Genomic DNA, 20722 nt, shown 5'->3' on the forward strand with positions numbered 1-20722 from the left:
AAAATATCCCGTTTCATAGAAATGGGATTTTTTATGTAAACTGAAGTCTGCGTTCTTTTATCTGATTACTCATAAACCTCACCGCGATGCGGTTTCAATGCATCTCTTACCTGAATCATATTTTCTTCGGTTACAACCATAAAAGCGGTTGCATACATTTCATTTAAAATCTCAAATCCGGTGATGTTTATCGGTAATTTTTCGATAATGATATATTCTTTTAAGTGGATTTCGTGATGTTCAGCTGTTTTTGCCGAAGCTGGACCCCGAAAATCCCATATTAGTTTTATTTTTCTGGACATTATTTTTAAGTGCAAGGTTTCAAAGTAACAAAGGTACAAAGTCATTTTGAAATCGATTTTAGATTAAATAATTAATTTCAGTTCCAAAATAGTATTTTTGCATCTTCTTTTCATAGCAAGAAAAGCTAATTGAATAAATACAATACAATGCCAAGAGAACTTTTACTTCAGGTAACTCCAGAAATAGCTGCAAATGATTTGCTACTAAAAGATTATTTATCGAAACAGATTAAAGTTCCGACAAATGAAATACAGCATGTTGCCATTTTGAAACGCTCTATTGACGCACGTCAGAAAGCGATTAAAATCAATTTGAAAGTTTCGATTTATTTAAAAGGGGAATTATTTCAGGAAAACAAAATAGAATTACCGGATTATAAAAATGTTTCCAATGCGAAGGAAGTTATTGTAGTTGGAGCAGGACCGGCAGGTCTTTTTGCTGCTTTGCAGTTAATTGAGTTAGGTCTGAAACCAATTGTTATCGAACGCGGAAAAGACGTTCGCGGACGCCGACGCGATTTGAAGGCAATCAATAGAGATCATATTGTCGATGAAGATTCTAATTACTGTTTTGGTGAAGGCGGAGCAGGAACTTATTCGGATGGGAAATTATATACTCGTTCTAAAAAGCGTGGAGATGTCAATAGAATATTAGAATTACTGGTCGCTTTTGGTGCCACGGGAGATATATTGGTAGATGCTCATCCGCATATTGGAACCAATAAATTACCGCAGATTATACAGGATATCCGTGAAAAAATTATCGAATGCGGCGGACAGGTTTTATTCGAAACCCGTTTGACTGATATTTTGATAAAAAATAATCAAGTACAGGGAATTGTAACTCAAAGAGGCGATACAATTTTAGCTAATAAATTGATTCTGGCGACAGGACATTCTGCCCGTGATATTTTTGAACTGCTGGATAAAAAGAAAGTATTAATTGAGGCTAAACCATTTGCATTAGGGGTAAGAGCCGAACATCCACAGTCATTGATTGACAGCATTCAGTACAGCTGCGATTATCGAGGTGAACATTTGCCTCCAGCACCTTATTCTATAGTGAAACAGGTGAATGGTCGCGGAATGTATTCGTTTTGTATGTGTCCGGGAGGAGTAATCGCACCTTGTGCCACAAGTCCAGGCGAAGTAGTTACCAATGGCTGGTCACCGTCCAAAAGAGATCAGTCAACGGCCAATTCTGGAATTGTAATCGAATTGAAATTGGAAGATTTTAAGCCTTTTGCAAAATTCGGAGCTTTGGCAGGAATGGAATTTCAAAAAAGCATTGAGCAAAAAGCTTGGTATTTAGCTGGAGAAACCCAAAAAGTTCCGGCACAGCGAATGGCCGATTTTATACAAAATAAAGTTTCTGCCAATATTCCTAAAACGTCTTACGTTCCAGGAACCACTTCGGTGGAAATGGGACAGGTTTTCCCAGGATTTTTATCACAGATTCTGCGTGAAGGTTTTACTGAGTTCGGAAAATCAATGAGAGGTTATTTAACCAATGAAGCGATTTTACATGCGCCGGAAAGCAGAACTTCATCTCCAGTCCGCATCCCGAGAGACCCAATTTCATACGAACATTTGCAGATAAAAGGACTCTATCCTTGCGGCGAAGGAGCAGGTTATGCTGGAGGTATTATTTCTGCCGCGATTGACGGTGAAAAATGTGCTTTGAAAATTGCTGAGGTTTTGCAAAAATAATTTTTATATAGCAGAGGAATGGAGTCAATGATCATAACTTACCATTCTTGAAATTTTCCATTGACTGCCAACTTTTTTCCAAATAGCAAGAAATTTAAAAGTGCCTATTTCTTCTTTTCCGTTTTCCATGTGGCGAAATTGATGTGTGGCAGTTTCAATAGCTCCAAAATCCTTTATGGGATGTACTTCGAGACTGCCTTTGACTAAACTTCGGATGAGTTTGTTTTCGTTTTTAAACATTTTTTCAAAATTTGAAAAAACAGTTTCGTAGGAAATTAGGCCTCCATTGTCTTGATACCATTCCAGATCTTCGGTAAATAAAGGTTTGAATTTTGCCATGTCTTTGGCGTTAAATGCATCAAAAAGTTGTGTATCCATTGAAGCAATTTCGTTGTACAGCTCCTGTGAAGTCGGTGCTACTTTTTTTTCCTGAGCCAAAGTTAGATTTAGGCTTAGAATAAATAGAAATGAGAAGAAAAAGCTTTGGTATCTGTATATATTTTTATTCATGTTTTTTAGATTAATGACTTTATAAAGATAGGAAAAGAATATTTAGTTTTGTTAAAAGCTGTTTTTTAGTGTTTTATAAAAAATAGTGATTCAATTCGGTTTACATCTATTGTTTGGGAATCTGGTAATTCTAAGAAATAATCCAATTGCCATTTCTGCGTTTTTTGTGCCTGTTTACTGGTTGTAATATCCCAAGGCGGATAAACACGAATGGCACGTTTTCCTTCTTTTTTATCCGAAACAATTTCTTTGGTTATCAAAACTGATTTAGGAAAAATAAACAGTCCGAAATCATTGTCTTTACGGACGCTGATAAAGAAGAAATCGATTGGATCGGCAGTGTCAAAAGGCTGAATTGGCTCCTGATTTATTCTTTTCCAGAGCGTAACAAACTGCCCGGTTTTAGCAGGTGTGATTTTAGCAGTTCGGAATAGAATATTTAAATTATTTAGAACAAAACGGCAGGCTCCATATTCAGTGCTTTCTGCTTCAAGAATAGGCTGCGTGATTTCGAAATCATAATTGTCAAAAAGTCTTTCTTTGATTAAAATTAAATCTTCGGGTATACTTTCTGATGCGGTCCAAGACTTTTGTGTAATCATTTGAAAATGAATTTGATGTTTTGATAAATAATAAAGCCGAAAATGGATTTCGGCTTTGAGGAGTTTGAAATTACTTTTTGGTTTTCAGCTTGTCTTTAAAGACTTTCTCAAATTTTTCAATTTTTGGCTGAATAACCATTTGACAATAAGGCTGATTTTTGTTATTGGCATAATAGTTTTGGTGATAATCTTCGGCTTTGTAAAATTTAGTAAAAGGCTCTATCGTAGTCACAATTGGATTTTGATAAACCTTTGCTTTGTTTAACTCAGCAATAATGGACTGTGCTTCATTTTTTTGTTCTTCATCATTATAAAAAATAACAGATCTGTACTGCGTTCCTCTGTCAGCACCTTGTCTGTTAAGGGTTGTAGGATCATGAACGGTAAAAAATACTTTGAAAATCTCATCAAGACTGGTCACATTTTTGTCAAAAGTAATCTGAACAACTTCGGCATGACCTGTCGTTCCCGAACAGACTTCTTCATAGCTTGGGTTTGTGATTTTCCCTCCGGAGAATCCGGAAACGACTGTTTTTACACCTTTCAGATTTTCATAAACAGCTTCTACGCACCAGTAACAGCCGCCACCAAGAGTTATAGTTTCAAAATTAGATTGTGTCATTTTTTTAGTTTTAGTATTGTTTTGGGAAAATAATATTCCGGTAAATAATAAACAGAGTAAAATTAATGTTTTCGTTTTCATGAGAATCGTTTTTAAATTTTATTTAGCATCTGGTACAAAATCAAGTGCAATGGAATTCATGCAGTATCTTTTGCCGGTTGGAGCTGGCCCGTCATCAAATAAATGGCCAAGATGTCCGCCGCATCTGCCACAGAGGGCTTCTATTCGTTCCATGCCGATAGAATTATCTTCTCTAAATACAATGCTTTTTTTGTTTTCCTGTTCAAAAAAACTTGGCCATCCGCAGCTGCTCGAAAATTTTGCTCCAGATCGAAAAAGTGTATTACCGCAGGCTGCGCAGTAATAAGTTCCTTTTACATCGGTATTCCAATATTTGCCTGTAAAAGGTCTTTCAGTATCTGCTTTGCGGGAAACTAAATAAACGTCTTCCGGCAGAATTTTTTTCCATTCGGCATCTGTTAAATTCAGTTTTGTAGTATCGGTATGCGAATAATAGGGATTTTTAGCTTTGCTTGAATTGGTTTCAACGGATGTCATTTCCGAATTTTTCACTTCTTTATTCTGTCCGCAAGCTTCAAAAATAAACAGGGGAAGAAACAGTAAAATGCAAAAAAAAGATTTTGTTTTCATAACGGCGATTTTTTATATATCAAATGTAATGGAAGAGCGGCAATAGAAATGTCGGTTATTTTACAATTTGATTCTATTTATATAATTTTTAACTATTTTGATATACGTTAAAAATGGTTTCTTGGTTTTAAAAAGAGTAGTTACCGGATACAGTACAGAAAAAAAGGGATATGAAATATGCAGAAAATTAACACTTAGATTTTTGTTTTGAAGAAGCTAATGACCATGACGATAATAATTTCTGCAAAATACAAAAGAATCTTTAGGCCTTTATAAAGGTATCTTTTTTGTACTTTTGTTTCATCAATACAGAATATGGAAGAAGAAAAAGTAATATTAGTAAATGAATTGGATGAGCAGATTGGCTTAATGCCAAAATTGGAGGCGCATGAAAAAGCTATTCTGCACCGTGCTTTTTCAGTTTTTATTTTAAATAATAAAAATGAAATCATGCTGCAGCAAAGAGCTCATCAAAAGTATCATTCTCCTTTGTTGTGGACCAATACCTGCTGCAGTCATCAGCGGGAAGGTGAAACCAATATTCAGGCCGGTAACCGCAGATTGTATGAGGAAATGGGTTTTAATACCGAATTGAAAGAGCTTTTTCATTTTATTTATAAAGCACCTTTTGATAATGGTTTGACAGAACATGAACTCGATCATGTAATGATTGGTTATTATGACGGCGAACCTATGATAAATACTGAAGAAGTAGAAGACTGGAAATGGATGAAAATTGAAGATATACAAAGCGATATGCTTTTGAATCCAGAAGTTTATACTGTTTGGTTTAAAATCATTTTTGAAGAATTCTATCATTTTTTAGAAGACCATTCGTTAGAAAACAGGAACTAATCTATTTTGCCGAAATTAAATTCTTAAACCTACATGAGAGTAACCATATCCAGAAAAGCCCATTTTAATGCTGCTCATCGTCTGTATCGAAAAGATTGGACTTTTGAACAAAACGATGCTGTTTTTGGCAAATGCAATAATCCTAATTTTCACGGACACAACTACGAATTAATAGTGAGTGTTACCGGAGAGATTGATCAGGAAACGGGTTATGTCATGGATGTGAAATTCCTGACGGATATTATTAAGGAAGAAGTCGAGAATCAAATGGATCATAAAAATCTGAATCTGGACGTGCCCGAATTTCAAGATTTGAATCCTACTGCTGAAAATATAGTAGTAGTGATTTGGAATAAAATACGAAAAAGAATAAAACTTGAACTTGATTTGGAAGTGGTTCTTTATGAAACGCCCCGTAATTTTGTAACTTATAAAGGAGAATAATGGGACTGAAAGCAGGGGATAAAATTCCAAATTTCACAGTAAAAGACACGGATGGGAACGATTTTGATAGTCTTGACTTAATTGGTAAAAAGCCTTTGGTTATCTATTTTTATCCAAAAGACAATACGCCGGGCTGTACAGCTCAAGCCTGCAGTTTTAGAGATCAATATGAAGATTTCAAAGATCTTGGCGCTGAGGTAATAGGAATCAGCGGTGACAGTGTGGCTTCACATCAAAAATTCAGCAGTCAGTTCAAACTGCCTTTTATTCTTTTATCAGATGCTGACAAGAAAATTAGAACCCTTTTTGGAGTGCCTTCTAATTTGTTTGGTTTAATACCTGGCAGAGTTACTTATGTTGCTGATAAAACTGGTACAATAATTATGGTTTTTGATAGCATGAAAGCAAAAGATCATATCCCAAAAGCACTTGATGCAATCAAAGAAATACAATTATAAAAGGACAAAATAATATTACCTTTTGAAAGTAAAAGTATAGAAATTTGTAAATAAAAAAATATGAGTTCAAAAATTTATCCATTACAGTTTGAAGCCATTCTTAAAGAAAGAATCTGGGGAGGCGAAAAGTTAAAAACTATTCTGAATAAGCCAATTACATCTAGTATTACTGGAGAAAGCTGGGAACTGTCTACAGTGGAAGGTGATATTAGTGTTGTTGCAAATGGTGATTATAAAGGGAAATTATTGACCGAATTAATCAATGAATATCCAAATGAAATTCTGGGAACTGCTGTTCATGAAAGATTTGGAAAACAATTTCCATTACTTTTCAAATATTTGGATGCCCGTGAAGATCTTTCTATTCAGGTGCATCCTAATGATGAATTAGCAAAAAAACGTCACAATTCTTTTGGTAAAACAGAAATGTGGTACGTTATGCAGGCTGATACTGATGCCAGAATCATTGTTGGATTTAAGAGTGATTCCAGCGCCAAGGAATATATGGATCATCTCAATGATAAAACACTGATTGATATATTAGATACTGTAAAAGCAAAACCAGGAGATGTTTTTTTCTTAGAGACAGGGACGGTTCACGCTATTGGAGCAGGTCTGGTCATAGCCGAAATACAGCAGACCTCGGATATCACTTATCGTTTATATGATTTTGACAGGAAAGATGCTCAGGGAAATACCCGAGAACTTCACGTTGATTTGGCTTTGGATGCTATTAATTATAAAAAAGTCGATACTTATAAAGAATATGCCAAAGAAGTAAATATATCGAATACAGTAGTTGACTGCCCTTACTTTACAACTAATTTTATTCCGCTGGAAAATGAAAAGAATGTAGTTAATTCTGGGGCTTCTTTTGTTGTATATATGTGCGCAGAAGGTTCGTTTGAAATTGATTATGAAGGTGTGGCATATCAATATAAAAAAGGAGACACAATTCTTATTCCAGCAGCGATGAAGGATTATAATTTGAAGGGAAAAGCTTCAATTTTAGAAATTTATATTTCATAGTTCGTAATAGAAAGATTATGTGTACTTTTGCAGACGCAAATTAAATAAAAAATAAAATGGCAAACGTTAAGAATTTAAAGAAAGACATCAACTACGTTTTAGGTGATATTATTGAGGCAGTTTACTTGTTCGAAATTTCTACAACAGGAAAACCAACAGATGAAACGAATGCATTGATTGACGAGGCTATTGTTGCTTTTGACAGTTTAATCACTAAAGTGAATGCTAAAAATGTTGAAAACAAAAAAGCACACTTCAAACAAATAAATGTAGAATTGGAACAAACTGCTAATCAATTGATTGCTAAAATCAACGAATTGCAGTAAAAAAAAGGGCAAAAAAGTTTGATTTTTTTTTGGAAAAACGAAATTCAGGCTTATCTTTGCACCCGTAACGAGGCCGATGTAGCTCAGCTGGCTAGAGCAGCTGATTTGTAATCAGCAGGTCGTGGGTTCGAGTCCCTCTATCGGCTCAAAAAACCATCTAGTTAAAAATAGATGGTTTTTTATTTAAATTTTCGCATTACAAAAAAAAGCATATTGAATAGGCCGATGTAGCTCAGCTGGCTAGAGCAGCTGATTTGTAATCAGCAGGTCGTGGGTTCGAGTCCCTCTATCGGCTCTTAATGAAAACCATCTAACTTCTGTTAGGTGGTTTTTTGTTTTTGACATGGATCAGTTTTAAATCAAAAGATTGGATAATCTGAAGATAAAAAGGGGATCAGGTTTAAAAGGATTTCAATTAGTTAGCTTTTTGAGGTCTCTAGTTTATGATGTAAATAATCAGAATAGTATCCTGATAATATTAAGGCGATAACTGTTGTTAATCCAAAAAAAGGATTAATGTTGATCAGTGAATCTTCGGAGTTGACTACTACAAATGAACCATAGCCTAGGTATCCATATATTGACGATAAAAGAGCAAACATTGAGGCTAAGATTGATACTCCTCTAATTCTAAAGCGAAATGTAGCCCACAATAGTATTATAATGAATAGGTATTGATCACTTGAATGGTCAAAAGCAATTAGTACACAGACTAATATTGTTGCTAATCCTAATGATATTGCTTCTAAAAGTGATGTCGAAATAATTTTTATGTGATGACGATAGAACCAGGATATTAAAAATGGGGTTATGAGTATTGTACCGATTAAATCACCTTTCCATAGAGTTGTCCAATTGGAAATGAAATGGTTTGGGGTACTCAATTCCCAAAACGAAATAGCTGAAACACATAATAAAGAACAGATGCCGCAATATAAAATACTGACTCCTAAAAAGGCTATAACTGAAAATCCTGTTTTTAAAGGATATTCGCCTTTGTTGATTAAATTAATTAAGTAAGCACTAATAGCTACTCCAATTACTACTCCTGTCGCTACAGATGCTGATGAGAGTATAATTTCGAGTAATGATTTGTCCAGCATTTTGCAGACATCCCAAAATGAAAATATATTCGCAACAAATGACCCTGCCCAAACTCCAGCTATAGCTTTGCGTCCTATAATTAATACAGCAGCAAGCGCAAATCCAACATCTGGGAAAATTGGCGATAAATTGTCTGGGGAAACAGTTATTCTAAAGCTCAAAAAGGCAAGTACATTGAAAACAAATGCTACCAAAATAATTTTAAAAAACTGAGATTTTAAAAAAAATGGAGTGTAATAATCGTTTATATCTAACTTGTACATAATGAGCTGTTTTTGTTGTTGTTCTTGTGCGAAAAGAATAAGGATTTGTCTAACAAATTTAGTATTTAAATTTTAATTGTTAATTTTTTTGAAATTTAATTTTGTGGCAGATAAGTATTTTTTTTATCATTAGTTTGTAATTTTTTTTTGACCAAAATAGGAATAAATGGGCAAAAAAAGAGGCTGTTCAAAATCATGACAGCCTCTGTGAAATCTTTTAAAATATTTTTACATCGTAAAAGGAAATACTATTCCGTTTTGTGTGTAGGTTGCATTCTTGTCACAGTCACCATTGCCGTAGTCGATTGTACCGTTTAAAAGAAGACTTTCTACTTTAAGCTTTCCTTTTGATATATAATCACAATTGTAATTTTTAACTAATGATTCTAAAACAGTCAAAGTAATTTTTGCTCCATTCTGTTTGGTGACAGAATGCGTTCCTTCTATCATTTCATAGGTATTGTCATCTAAAACAGCAGTTGAAACACCTGCTGTTTGTTTTATAGTATGAGTGCCGGAATTTAAATATACTTCTCCCTTCGTATCGGTAAATATTCCCCCTGTAATGGTTCTTGTCCATTGCGGGGTGTTTGGACTTACAGTTGTATTTTTGTATTCAATTTTTCCTTCGGCTTTGTTTCCGTTTACATAGTAGTCTACTCTTTCAATTGTCATAGTACTTCCAGTCTGAGTAATGTAATTTGAAAAAGTTACTTTTAATTTTCCTTTTCTTGTAATGCCGTTTGTTGTACATCCAGTTCCAAAATCAACATAAAATGTTTTAGGAAAAGTGGTTGTTACTGGATCCATAGTTACAGCAGCACATGAAGCAGTTAAGGATTTACCAGTTTGTTTTGTTGTTAATTTATCAAATGATATTTGATTTCCTGTTTTAATATCTAGTTCATTAACTAAATCAATAGAAGCAGAAGCTACTACAGAACTATTATCTGTTGCTGCCAATGAGTCTTCTTTAGTACACGAAATAAATGATAGGAAAGTAACTGCAAAAGCAGAGAATAATAAGGTATTGTTTCTCATAAAAATTTTGATTTTGGTTAAGTTTGTTATTTGGGTAGCCAAATTTATTATTTTATATGAATTAATTATTATGAAAGGTGTTAAATTTTTAAATTATGGCTTTATCTGTGGATGTTAAATTGCTGATATGATAATTTTTATGTAAGATTTTGACTTGCAAACTATATTGAAATCGAAAAAATATTAGTGGGTTTTAAAATAACTTGAAACATCTGGTAATTCTGCTAGATCAAGTTCCAATTCAGTTGTGCCATTATCTGCAAAAGCTCCAACAGTAAAAGAACCATAACTGTAAAAAGTAATTTCTGCAGATTGTTTTTCGACTTGCACGAGTTTGAAAGGCAGATTACCAAAGGTATTGTGAAGAGCAAATAATACGTATTCACCATTTTTTAATGGATTACTTTTAGGATTTGTGGAAACTATCTGTAAATTAATATGGTATAATCCTTTGTTTTCCTCGGTAACAGTTGCTTTTAATTCTCTTTCATTGTTTACTGCTTTTGATTTCCATTGTCCTTTTTGAGGGTCGTCATGATTTAGGATTAGGCCTTTGTGCAGTTTTAATTTGGCTTCATCTATCATTTTGTCGACTTCGGATTTTATGTTTGCTCTGTCTTTTTTAATTTCATCTGCGCTGGTTATTTTTTTGACTGTCGTTTCAAACTCGGTACTTGATATCGATGGTTCATTGATTTTAGTTATTAAAGATTTTGTCAGCTGTTCTTTTTCTTGTATCAGATTTTGGCTTTGGATTATTTTTATCTCTTTCTGCTGTATTTCTTCTTTTACTTCATTGATTTTTTCATTTGCTATTTCCAGTTCTTTCCGAATCAGATTGTCATCGGCATATTTGTATTTACTGGATAAAACGAGGCGCATATAGTTGTATCCAATGTATAAGCCTAAAAAACCAAAATAAATTACTATTCCGATGCTGTAAATATTTAGAAGCTGACCGTCATATTTGGATGAGGTTTTTACATATTCTCCCAGCGAAACCAGATAACCTGGAATCTCTTTTAGATTGACTAGTCCAAGCCCGACAATTATTTTGGTTAACCAGTCTGAAATTTCAACTAAGCTGTTGTTTAGAGAATAATCACTTTCTTTTTCATTGTTTCGTTTGGGCATACCGAAGAGTGTTCCCGTGAAAAAAAAACTTAAAAAAGAGGCTATGCCAAGGATTATTCCAATAAAAAGAATTTTCCCTCCCATTTCTGGAATAGTAACCGGAAAACCAATTACAGGGACTAATCCTAAAAAAAGACCCATGTACAATGTCAGTAAGATTGAGGTTTCGGCTTCTTTTATTGTCTTTTTTTCTTTTTCTAATTCCGTTTCGTTTTGATTTTTGATTTCGTTACTTGCCATATCTGTTAGGTTTAAGTTAGGTTTAAATCAATCAGCATTAAAATTGGTTTATAAGCTTTTCAATACGTGTATATGTTTACTATTTCATTTTTGAATTGAGCTTTTGAAAATAAAAAAGTAATGCGGGGTATTTTAGAAAAATAAGATCGTTTTGTAATTCTTAAAATTAATCAAAAAAGCAACACGAAATTAGGTGTAGAATACTGTTTTTCAATAATATGGTTATTTGTTGTTTCTCTTTTGCTGAAAATCGGACAGATTATGAAATAAAAAACCCTGCAAATTTAACTTTGCAGGGTCAATTACTATTCATCACTAATTTCTAAGTGATGTGCATGAAGTTATTTTATCAGTTCAAAACTTCTTTTTACGAAAGCGGTTAATGCTTCCCCTTTTAATAAATTTTGAGATAATTTAGCCAAATCAAGTGCTTGTTTAACCAAGTTTTCCTGAGCCGATTTATCGGAGTTATTCAATATACTTGTAGCTAAGTCAGAGTTAGTGTTCACAACCAAATTGTACATTTCCGGCATGTTGCCCATTCCGAACATTCCGCCGCCGCCAGTTTGACTCATTTCTTTCATTCTACGCATGAATTCTGGCTGCGTGATAATGAATGGAGCTGCTTCACTGTCTAATGCTTCAAGCTGTACAGTGTAAGTTTGTTTAGGAACAATAGTTTCAAGAACCGTTTTTAAGTTTGCTTTTTCTTCATCAGATAATTTAGAAATAGCGTTTTCTTCTTTTTTGATCAAGTTATCAATATGATCAGAATCGACACGAACAAACTGCATACCGCTATTGTCTCCTTCAATTTTTTGGATTAAGTGTGAAATGATTGGTGAATCCAATAACAAAACTTCGTATCCTTTGTCTTTTGCGATTTCAATATAAGAGTGCTGTGCTTCTTTATTTCCAGCATATAAAACAACAAGTTTTCCGTCTTTATCGGTTTGTTTCTCTTTGATTTTCTCTTTTAATTCTTCAAGAGTAAAATAAGTGTCATCAACAGTTGGGTAAAGTACAAACGCTCCTGCTTTTTCGTAGAATTTATCTTCAGAAAGCATTCCGTATTCCAGAACAATTTTAATATCATTCCATTTTTGTTCGAAATCAGCTCTGTTTTCGTTGAACAAAGATTTCAATTTATCAGCCACTTTACGGGTGATGTAGTTCGAGATTTTCTTAACTGCACCATCAGCCTGAAGTCCTGAACGTGAAACATTCAAAGGAATATCCGGCGAATCAACAACACCGCGAAGCATCATAAGGAATTCAGGAACAATTCCTTCAACGTTATCCGTCACGAATACTTGGTTTTGGTACAATTGAATTTTGTCTTTCTGGATCTGAAGATCTCCGCTTAATTTTGGAAAATATAAAATACCAGTCAGGTTAAAAGGATAATCTACGTTTAAGTGAATATGAAACAATGGCTCTTCAAACTGCATTGGATACATTTCGCGGTAGAAATCTTTATAATCAGCATCAGATAAATCAGACGGCTGTTTAGTCCAGGCTGGATTTGGATTGTTTACAATATTATCAACTTCGATAGTTTCAGCAGTATAATCTTCTGGAGCATCTTCTGGTTTTGGAAGTGTTTCTTTTTTGGTTCCAAATTTAATCGGAATAGGCATGAACTTATTGTATTTGCTCAATAAGCCAGAGATTTTAAATTCTTCCAGGAACTCAAGAGAATCTTCTGCAATATGTAAAATGATTTCAGTTCCTCTAGTCGTTTTGTCAGCTGGTTCTAATGTAAATTCCGGACTTCCGTCACATGTCCAGTGTGCCGCAGGTTCGTCTTTGTATGATTTTGTGATGATTTCTACTTTCTCAGCAACCATAAAAGCTGAATAAAAACCAAGTCCAAAGTGACCAATAATACCAGAATCTTTAGCAGAGTCTTTGTATTTATCTAAAAATTCTTCAGCTCCCGAGAAAGCAACCTGATTGATGTATTTTTCTACTTCATCGGCAGTCATTCCTAAACCTTGATCGATGATGTGAAGTTTTTTGCCTTCTTTGTCAATTTTAACTTCAATAATTGGTGAACCATATTCAACATTAGTTTCTCCAATACTGATTAGATGTTTTAATTTTAAAGTTGCATCGGTTCCGTTAGAAATTAATTCACGCAGGAAAATTTCGTGATCACTGTATAGAAATTTCTTGATTAAAGGAAAGATGTTTTCAACCGAAACATTAATTTTACCTGTTGTCATATTTTTATATTTTATTAATGGTTTTACAATCGGGAAAATTACTTTCAAATAGAATACCAATTGTTCTAATAATGACAAATTGTCGTAAGTGGGTTCTGTGAACTGCGGTGAAGCAATCCTGAAACAGTAAATAAATTGGATTTAAAGTACAGTTGTTAGGCAGTTTTGAAGATTTTTGAAAAGAAAAGTACATTTTAGCAGCGTTTTTTTGCCTCAAAAAGCTGCATTTGGACATGTCCAATAATTTCGATATTTATAAATAGATATCCGTCAAAATTCCTGTTTTATAACATTTTAACCGCAGATTGTTTTTTTAATAAACAGCAGGCAGTTATAAAAATACCACCCTTCTGAAAATTATTGTAGCCAAATTATATAAATAAAAAAATAATTTTGAACGAAATTGATATGTATCTTTGTAGCTAAATTAATTTAAATTGAGAAAAAATGAGAAAAATTCTTTTAATATGCGCTATGGCCATTATGGTCTTTGCTTGTAAGTCTGGATCTACAGCTCCGACAGCACCTGCAGCACCAGCACCAGTTTCTAATGCTCCAATGACAAAATTAGATAAGGCTTCTCAAGTTGGAATAAAAGGAGATTGGCAGATTGTAAGTGTAACTTATCCTGGATCTGATTATATTAAAGTAAATTCTTTTAATCTTGCCGATTCAAAATGTTTTATAGGAAGCACTTGGCATTTTATTTCTAATAATAATAAAGGAACAATGACTTTGAATAGTCCAAATTGTACTGCTTTTACGTCGGCAATTACATGGTATATTAATAAGGAAGGACAATTTGTGCTAAAAATATTAGATGAAGGATTGAAATCTAAAAACGTAAAAACCGGTTTTGTTCTTGCTGTAAGAAATCAATCGGAAACTTCGTTTGAATTGGTTGATAAAATAAACGTAGGAAGTAAGCCGACAGATGTTGTTTACTTATTTCAAAAAGCTAATTAAATATAGGAAAAATGAGAAAAATATCGATTATAGGACTAAGCAGTTTGTTTATGTTAAGCATTCTTTTTACTGGATGTGATTCAGTAAAGAATGCCAATAATACTCAAAAAGGAGCAGGAATAGGAGCCGTTGCCGGCGGAGTTATCGGGGCAATTATTGGAAACAATACCAAGCTAGGAACTGCTGCAGGTGCTGCGATTGGTGCTGCTGTAGGCGGCGGAACCGGAGCCTTGATTGGAAACAGTATGGATAAACAAGCCCGTGAAATAGATCAGGCTCTGCCTGGAGCAGAAGTGGAAAGAGTAGGAGAAGGAATTCACTTGACTTTAAACGAGAACGCTGTTCGTTTTGATGTAAATAAAGCGACTTTGACAGCTCAAGCCAAAGCGAATCTGGATAAATTAGTTCCAGTATTCAATTCGTATGCAGATACCAACATTGAAATTTTTGGTTATACGGATAATACGGGTAAACCAGAGTACAATCTGACACTTTCACAAAAAAGAGCCGAATCTGTAAAAACGTATTTGATTTCAAAAGGATTGGCGGCAAGCCGTTTCAAAACATCCGGTTATGGAATAGCTGACCCAATTGCAACGAATGATACAAAAGAGGGACAAAGCCAAAACCGCCGTGTAGAATTTGCAATTACTGCAAATGCTAAAATGATTGAAGACGCTAAAAAGAAACAATAAAGGTTAGCCTCAATGATATTTGAAAAAAACTGCTTTATCATAAAAGCAGTTTTTTTTTGGATTAAATTCAATTATCAACATATTTTTTTTAGTAAAGAAACTATCTTTGTTTTCTTAAATTTTAATGCTGTAGAATGCTTCAAGTTCAAAATATTTCATTCGGCTACACCGAGAAAATCATAATTCAAAATGTAGACTTCACTGTTGCTAAAGGGCAGAATATATCAATTCTTGGTGAGAGCGGCTGTGGAAAAAGTACGCTTTTAAAACTGCTTTATGGTATGTATGATTTAAATCATGGACGCATTTTGTATAATGATACAGAGATCCGGGGGCCAAAATATAATTTGATTCCAGGAATGCCATTTATGAAATATCTGGCGCAGGATTTTGATTTGATGCCTTACGAAACTGTAGCCGAAAATGTAGGCAAGTTTCTTTCTAATGGTTTTATGCCTTTAAAGAAACTGCGTATTCAAGAACTGCTGGAAATGGTCGAAATGACTGAATTTGCAAATGTAAAAGCGAAATTATTGAGCGGAGGACAGCAGCAGCGAGTGGCCTTGGCTAGAGTTTTGGCTTTAGAGCCAGAAGTTTTACTGTTAGATGAACCGTTCAGCCATATTGATAATTTTAGAAAAAACGCACTTCGAAGAAACCTTTTTGCTTATTTAAAGAAAAAAGAAATCACTTGTTTTATAGCGACTCACGATAGTGTTGATGCTCTTTCTTTCTCGGACGAGACCATTGTTTTGTATCAGGGAAGAATTATGGAAAAAGGACCTTCAGCCGATGTCTATAAATATCCTTTGAATAAATATGTTGCTTCCCTTTTTGGTGAAGTTAATGAATTAAAATTATCTCAGTTAATGCCGATTGAAGGAGAAGACGAGGTCGTTTTATTGTATCCGCATCAGTTAAAAGCAGATCCTGCTGGAACTATAAAAGCAATAGTAAAAGAATCTTTTTTTAAAGGAAGCCGTTTTTTAATAAAAGCTGTTTTCGACAGAAGAGTTATCTTTTTTGAGCATGAAACTGCTTTAGAATTCAATCAGGAGGTGATATTAAAAATCATTTAAGAAAAGACTATTAGCAGCATAAAGAAAAATAAATGCTGAATAAAACTGGAAATATCTAAAAAAATACGATATTGTATTCTGATTTTTTAAAGGATGTTTGAATTTTACGTCTTGATTTTAATAAAAAGATAAACTATGTACCATTCAAAAATAACGGGATTGGGATATTATGTCCCAGATAATGTAGTGACTAATGATGATTTGTCCAAAATCATTGATACCAATGACGAATGGATTCAGGAAAGAACAGGGATTCAGGAGAGAAGACATATCATCAGAGGTGAGGATACTACTACTTCAATGGGTGTGAAAGCGGCCAAAATTGCGATAGAGCGTTCAGGTGTTGCTGCATCTGATATTGATTTTGTAGTATTTGCAACACTGAGTCCCGATTATTATTTTCCAGGACCAGGAGTTTTGGTACAGCGGGATCTAGGATTGAGAACAGTTGGAGCATTGGATGTTAGAAATCAATGTTCGGGTTTTGTTTACGCACTTTCTGTAGCCGACCAATACATTAAAACGGGAATGTATAAAAATATTCTGGTAATTGGTTCCGAAGTTCATTCTACTGGATTGGATATGACAACACGAGGCAGAGGAGTTTCGGTGATTTTTGGAGATGGAGCAGGAGCTGCTGTTTTGAGCAGAGAAGAAGATCTGTCGAAAGGTATTTTGTCAACACACCTGCATTCAGAAGGAATTCATGCTGAGGAATTAGCTTTGACTGCACCGGGAATGGGAGCGCGATGGGTTACCGATATTATTGCCGACAATAATCCAGATGACGAAAGTTATTTTCCTTATATGAACGGACAGTTTGTATTTAAAAATGCAGTGGTTCGTTTTGCTGAAGTTATCAATGAAGGTTTGGAAGCCAATAATCTGCAGGTTTCGGATATTGATATGCTGATTCCGCATCAGGCAAATTTGAGAATTTCGCAGTTTATACAAAAGAAATTCGGGCTAGAAGATGATCAGGTGTTCAATAATATTCAAAAATATGGAAATACTACTGCTGCTTCTATTCCGATTGCCTTGACCGAAGCTTGGGAGAAAGGAAAAATAAAATCCGGCGATACCATAGTTTTAGCAGCTTTCGGAAGCGGATTTACATGGGCGAGCGCAATTATAAAATGGTAATATAAAACTTTGTGATAATTAAATTTAAAAAAACTTGAAGGCTGTACTTCAAGTTTTTTTTTAAGATTTTTTGAAATGAAAAACAGCTTACTTGAAATCGCGTGTTTTAATTTACAATCTGCAGTTATTGCCCAGCAAAATGGGGCAGATAGAATAGAATTATGTGCCAACATGAAGGAAGGAGGTACTACTCCTGATTTTGAAACTGCACGTAAAGTCCGAAGCGAATTGCATATTATGATGTATGTAATGATTCGGCCTCGGGGAGGAAATTTTGTATATACTAATGAAGAATTCAGTAAAATGAAGAATGACATTGAGCAGTTTAAAAGTATAGGAGCCGATGGGTTTGTGTTTGGAATTTTGAATAACGATGGAACTGTAAACGTTGAACAGAACAAGCAGCTAGTTGCTTTGGCAAGTCCATTTCCATGCACTTTTCATCGCGCTTTTGATGTGGTTCCGTCGGTTTATGATTCGTTAGAAATAGTTATTAACTGCGGTTTCAAAACCATATTAACCTCGGGACAAGCAGCAAATGTTTTGGAAGGAATTGAGGTATTATCGGTATTGGCAGAAAAAGCAAAAAACAGAATTGTAATAATGCCAGGCGGAGGATTTCGCTCCTTAAATAGTAAGATGATAATGAGAAAAACAAATGCTCTTTTTTATCACTCTTCTGCAATTACTGATTCAGGCGAAACAGCAGATGCTGATGAAATAAAAGCATTGAAACAGAGTTTACACTAAATGTAAAAGCATAAGAAACCCCAGAGTTGGCATTCTCTGGGGTTTCTTCTTTTGTAACCAATTCTAATATTAAAACTAATTTTTAGAAACCGCCGCTTCCTTGGGTTTCGTTTTTATCTCTTTCTTTTCTTTGAACTGCTTTGTTTTTTCCAGCTCCAAAACGGTAGTTGAAACCAATGTAGGCCGTTTGGCTTTCCCAATGGAATTCTCCGGTTTGTAATTTTGGTTTTGTAGCATCGAAGGCAAAATGCATACTGTCAAATAAATCACTTACTCGGGCGGTTATAGTTCCAGTGCCTTTAAGGATGGTAAGACTTGAACCTGCATCGATTCTCCACATTGGTTTTCTTAGGAACTGTAGTCCCAAATCCTCGCCTCGATACATTCCTGTCAATTGGAAGCGCAGATTTTTTGACGCTTTGAAAGTGTTGCTTATGCGGGAGTTTATAGTGGTCACATCTACTTCTACATAATCGGTTTCCACGTATCCTTTGGTTTTTTTGTTGTATAAATCAAAACTGATGTTGGCAGTGTACCATTTTGTGAAATCCAGATTTCCTGAAAGCTCCACTCCATAAGCGTTGTTGTCGCCTAAATTGGCATACGACAAAATTTGTCTTTCGGGATCAGTAGGGTTTTCATTAAGGGTTCTTGTAATTTCGTCATTAATCTGACGGTAAAAAACGCCCGAAGTGATAGAACCTATTTTAGTTTTTCGTGTGTAATTCAATTCTACCGAGTTAGTAAATTGAGGAAATAATTCAGGATTTCCTTCAGAGTCTATCAAAGGCGTACTCCATTCACGAATAGGATTCACTTGATCAATGCTCGGTCTGTCCACACGTTTTGAAACACTGAAATTGAAGGAATTATTTTCGGTAGGTGTGTAGGTCACAAAACCAGAAGGATAAACAGTGAACAAATCATCATTAAATGTTCCGTCGGCTTGATTTACTTTTTGGAAAAGTGCATCGGCAGTGTATTTTTCAAAACGGGCTCCCACTTGGGCATTCCATTTTTTCCATTGTTTAGCAATGGTAGTGTAGGCTGAATAAATTTTTCTTTCGTAATTGAAATCAGAATTATAAGCGTCATTCAGCAGAAAATTATTTTTTGTGTTTTCAAGACGGGTTTCCAATCCGGCTTCCAGTTTGATAGTTTCTGTCAAAGGATTTACGTAATCCAGATTCAGTAAAATATTCTCGCCTTTATTGGTTATATCATTCAATGCAGCTGGATTGGTGAATGAACTGTTTTCTTCATTGTCATTATTGCTGTAATTGGCTTCAAATTCAAGGGTATGTCCCTCTTTTTTGAAGCTTTTCTTATAATCGAAATTATAGGTTTGGGTATAATTATCATTTTTGCTGTTAAATATCTGATTAATATTAGCAGCCGGGTTGTTATAAATTACATTTACATTTGATTTTCCTGTTTCATTATTGATGTTTTGTGTTGTGTAAACAGAAATTGTATTGGTTTCATTCAAATAAAAATCAAAACCTACTTTGGCCAAGTGTGAAGTACCGTTATTTAAAAAATCAAAGTTTTGTGTATTTTCTTCGTTTGGCTCCAGCGTTTCTATTTTTCCATGATTATGGTGTTTTCCGGTTGTTAAACCATAATTTCCATAAAGATTGAATTTTCCGTTACGGTAATTCATGTCAAAAGAGGAATTGGTTTTTGGAGTTTCACCAAAGGTTATGCCGCTGTTTACGCTTCCGTTAAAACCAATTTTAGCATTTTTGTTTAATACTATATTGATAATGCCGCTCATTCCCTCCGGATTGTATTTGGCCGAAGGATTGGTAATCAATTCAATTTGTTTAATTGAAGCTGCCGGAATCTGCTGTAATAGCTGAGAAGCACTAACAGTTGATGGTTTGCCATCCACAAATACTCGAACGTTTGAATTTCCTCTAAGGCTCACCGCATTGGTCTGCGGATCTACGCTTACCGAAGGAATATTGTTCAGAATTTCGGAAGCTGTTGCTCCTGCACTCAGCAAATCCTTGCCTACGTTAATTACTTTTCGATCTGTTTTTTGTTCAATCATCGAATGTTCTTTGACGATATCAACCGACTGCAGTTCTGTGGCTTCCTCTTCCAAAAGGATTTCGATCGAGGAATTCTTTTTTACGGAATTTAATTCAATAGACGTGGCGTATTTTTTATATCCAATAAATTCTACTTCCAGTGTAAACTTTTTTAGTTCTAAATTTTTAATGGAAAAAGCTCCGTTTTCGTCAGCTACAATTCCGGTAATTATTTTTCCGGCATCTTTTATTACTATCGAAGCGTATTGAACCGGCTGGTTTGTTGCTTTGTTTTTTACTTTACCCGAAAGGACTCCTGGGTTTTCTGCTTTTGTAATTCCCACGAAACTCAATAGGAAAAACACTAAAAGTTTAATTTTCATAATTGTTTTTTTGATTGATGATTTTGATTGATGATTGCAAATAAGACTGTTTTGTCTTTGTTTTGTAACAATATTTTTGAAAAAAAAATACATCTTTGTTTCGATTCGTATTGATAAACTTTGATTATTAAAGGTTTGGCATCTGATTTTT

21 protein-coding genes and 2 tRNA genes are annotated in these 20722 nt (G+C 34.5%); 13 read left to right on the plus strand and 10 right to left on the minus strand.

Annotated features, from left to right (window positions below; translation table 11 throughout):
- Window positions 1-65 precede the first annotated feature (65 nt).
- Window positions 66-302, minus strand: coding sequence for a hypothetical protein (locus tag IRZ80_RS02915; RefSeq protein ID WP_194640056.1), 237 nt, complete (start codon window positions 300-302; stop codon window positions 66-68).
- Window positions 303-449: 147 nt separating this feature from the next.
- Here IRZ80_RS02915 and IRZ80_RS02920 point away from each other — a divergent pair, with 147 nt between their 5' ends.
- Window positions 450-2012 (plus strand): NAD(P)/FAD-dependent oxidoreductase, encoded by a 1563-nt coding sequence (locus IRZ80_RS02920; RefSeq protein ID WP_194640057.1) that lies wholly within the window; start codon window positions 450-452, stop codon window positions 2010-2012.
- 24 nt (window positions 2013-2036) lie between these two features.
- Here IRZ80_RS02920 and IRZ80_RS02925 read toward each other — a convergent pair whose 3' ends face one another.
- From IRZ80_RS02925 to msrB, 4 genes are all read right to left on the minus strand, one after another.
- Window positions 2037-2522: a nuclear transport factor 2 family protein gene (locus IRZ80_RS02925; protein WP_194640058.1), complete on the minus strand. Its 486-nt coding sequence runs from the start codon at window positions 2520-2522 to the stop codon at window positions 2037-2039.
- A gap of 65 nt (window positions 2523-2587) precedes the next feature.
- Entirely contained in the window at window positions 2588-3124 is a 537-nt protein-coding gene (locus IRZ80_RS02930; protein WP_194640059.1) for a MepB family protein, read from the minus strand.
- Window positions 3125-3194: 70 nt separating this feature from the next.
- Entirely contained in the window at window positions 3195-3827 is a 633-nt protein-coding gene (gene msrA / locus IRZ80_RS02935; protein WP_194640060.1) for a peptide-methionine (S)-S-oxide reductase MsrA, read from the minus strand.
- 18 nt (window positions 3828-3845) lie between these two features.
- Window positions 3846-4397: a peptide-methionine (R)-S-oxide reductase MsrB gene (msrB, locus tag IRZ80_RS02940; protein ID WP_194640061.1), complete on the minus strand. Its 552-nt coding sequence runs from the start codon at window positions 4395-4397 to the stop codon at window positions 3846-3848.
- Window positions 4398-4712: 315 nt separating this feature from the next.
- Between msrB and idi the strand changes: the two genes are divergently transcribed.
- The 7 genes from idi (at window position 4713) to IRZ80_RS02975 (ending at window position 7804) form a co-directional block, all read left to right on the plus strand.
- Window positions 4713-5252 (plus strand): isopentenyl-diphosphate Delta-isomerase, encoded by a 540-nt coding sequence (gene idi / locus IRZ80_RS02945; RefSeq protein ID WP_194640062.1) that lies wholly within the window; start codon window positions 4713-4715, stop codon window positions 5250-5252.
- Window positions 5253-5285: 33 nt separating this feature from the next.
- The gene (locus IRZ80_RS02950) at window positions 5286-5696 is read left to right on the plus strand and encodes a 6-pyruvoyl trahydropterin synthase family protein (RefSeq protein ID WP_194640063.1); all 411 of its coding nucleotides are present in this window, start codon (window positions 5286-5288) and stop codon (window positions 5694-5696) included.
- Window positions 5696-6154, plus strand: coding sequence for a peroxiredoxin (locus tag IRZ80_RS02955; protein ID WP_194640064.1), 459 nt, complete (start codon window positions 5696-5698; stop codon window positions 6152-6154). Before IRZ80_RS02950 ends, IRZ80_RS02955 begins: the two co-directional genes overlap by 1 nt.
- A gap of 60 nt (window positions 6155-6214) precedes the next feature.
- The gene (locus tag IRZ80_RS02960; protein ID WP_194640065.1) at window positions 6215-7183 is read left to right on the plus strand and encodes a type I phosphomannose isomerase catalytic subunit; all 969 of its coding nucleotides are present in this window, start codon (window positions 6215-6217) and stop codon (window positions 7181-7183) included.
- A 56-nt stretch (window positions 7184-7239) separates the two neighbouring features.
- Window positions 7240-7509, plus strand: coding sequence for a hypothetical protein (locus tag IRZ80_RS02965; RefSeq protein ID WP_194640066.1), 270 nt, complete (start codon window positions 7240-7242; stop codon window positions 7507-7509).
- Window positions 7510-7581: 72 nt separating this feature from the next.
- Window positions 7582-7655, plus strand: a tRNA-Thr gene (locus IRZ80_RS02970).
- Window positions 7656-7730: 75 nt separating this feature from the next.
- A tRNA-Thr gene (locus tag IRZ80_RS02975) sits at window positions 7731-7804 on the plus strand.
- A 124-nt stretch (window positions 7805-7928) separates the two neighbouring features.
- Here the strand turns inward: IRZ80_RS02975 and IRZ80_RS02980 are convergent.
- The 4 genes from IRZ80_RS02980 to htpG all read right to left on the minus strand — a co-directional run bounded on the left by IRZ80_RS02980 (window position 7929) and on the right by htpG (window position 13519).
- Window positions 7929-8876 carry an MASE1 domain-containing protein gene (locus IRZ80_RS02980; protein ID WP_194640067.1) on the minus strand — a complete coding sequence of 316 codons (948 nt, stop codon included), beginning with the start codon at window positions 8874-8876 and terminating at the stop codon, window positions 7929-7931.
- A 228-nt stretch (window positions 8877-9104) separates the two neighbouring features.
- Window positions 9105-9917 carry a hypothetical protein gene (locus IRZ80_RS02985; RefSeq protein ID WP_194640068.1) on the minus strand — a complete coding sequence of 271 codons (813 nt, stop codon included), beginning with the start codon at window positions 9915-9917 and terminating at the stop codon, window positions 9105-9107.
- Window positions 9918-10100: 183 nt separating this feature from the next.
- On the minus strand, window positions 10101-11291 hold the full coding sequence (locus tag IRZ80_RS02990; protein WP_194640069.1) for a pYEATS domain-containing protein: 1191 nt from the start codon (window positions 11289-11291) through the stop codon (window positions 10101-10103).
- A gap of 341 nt (window positions 11292-11632) precedes the next feature.
- A complete protein-coding gene (gene htpG / locus IRZ80_RS02995) occupies window positions 11633-13519 on the minus strand; it encodes a molecular chaperone HtpG (RefSeq protein ID WP_194640070.1) in 1887 nt (628 codons plus the stop codon).
- 447 nt (window positions 13520-13966) lie between these two features.
- On the opposite strand from htpG, the gene IRZ80_RS03000 reads away from it, so the two are divergent.
- The 5 genes from IRZ80_RS03000 to IRZ80_RS03020 all read left to right on the plus strand — a co-directional run bounded on the left by IRZ80_RS03000 (window position 13967) and on the right by IRZ80_RS03020 (window position 18152).
- Window positions 13967-14485, plus strand: coding sequence for a lipocalin family protein (locus IRZ80_RS03000; RefSeq protein WP_194640071.1), 519 nt, complete (start codon window positions 13967-13969; stop codon window positions 14483-14485).
- A gap of 11 nt (window positions 14486-14496) precedes the next feature.
- Window positions 14497-15180, plus strand: coding sequence for an OmpA family protein (locus IRZ80_RS03005; RefSeq protein WP_194640072.1), 684 nt, complete (start codon window positions 14497-14499; stop codon window positions 15178-15180).
- A 134-nt stretch (window positions 15181-15314) separates the two neighbouring features.
- On the plus strand, window positions 15315-16259 hold the full coding sequence (locus IRZ80_RS03010; protein ID WP_194640073.1) for an ABC transporter ATP-binding protein: 945 nt from the start codon (window positions 15315-15317) through the stop codon (window positions 16257-16259).
- A gap of 135 nt (window positions 16260-16394) precedes the next feature.
- The gene (locus tag IRZ80_RS03015; protein WP_194640074.1) at window positions 16395-17402 is read left to right on the plus strand and encodes a 3-oxoacyl-ACP synthase III family protein; all 1008 of its coding nucleotides are present in this window, start codon (window positions 16395-16397) and stop codon (window positions 17400-17402) included.
- 75 nt (window positions 17403-17477) lie between these two features.
- Window positions 17478-18152, plus strand: a complete 675-nt coding sequence (locus IRZ80_RS03020; RefSeq protein ID WP_194640075.1) for a copper homeostasis protein CutC — start codon at window positions 17478-17480, stop codon at window positions 18150-18152.
- Between the two features lie 82 nt (window positions 18153-18234).
- Here the strand turns inward: IRZ80_RS03020 and IRZ80_RS03025 are convergent, their stop codons facing one another.
- Window positions 18235-20571, minus strand: coding sequence for a TonB-dependent receptor domain-containing protein (locus IRZ80_RS03025; protein WP_194640076.1), 2337 nt, complete (start codon window positions 20569-20571; stop codon window positions 18235-18237).
- Between the last annotated feature and the right edge of the window lie 151 nt (window positions 20572-20722).

The organism is Flavobacterium sp. HJJ (assembly GCF_015351475.1).
Taxonomy (GTDB): Bacteria; Bacteroidota; Bacteroidia; order Flavobacteriales; family Flavobacteriaceae; genus Flavobacterium; species Flavobacterium marginilacus.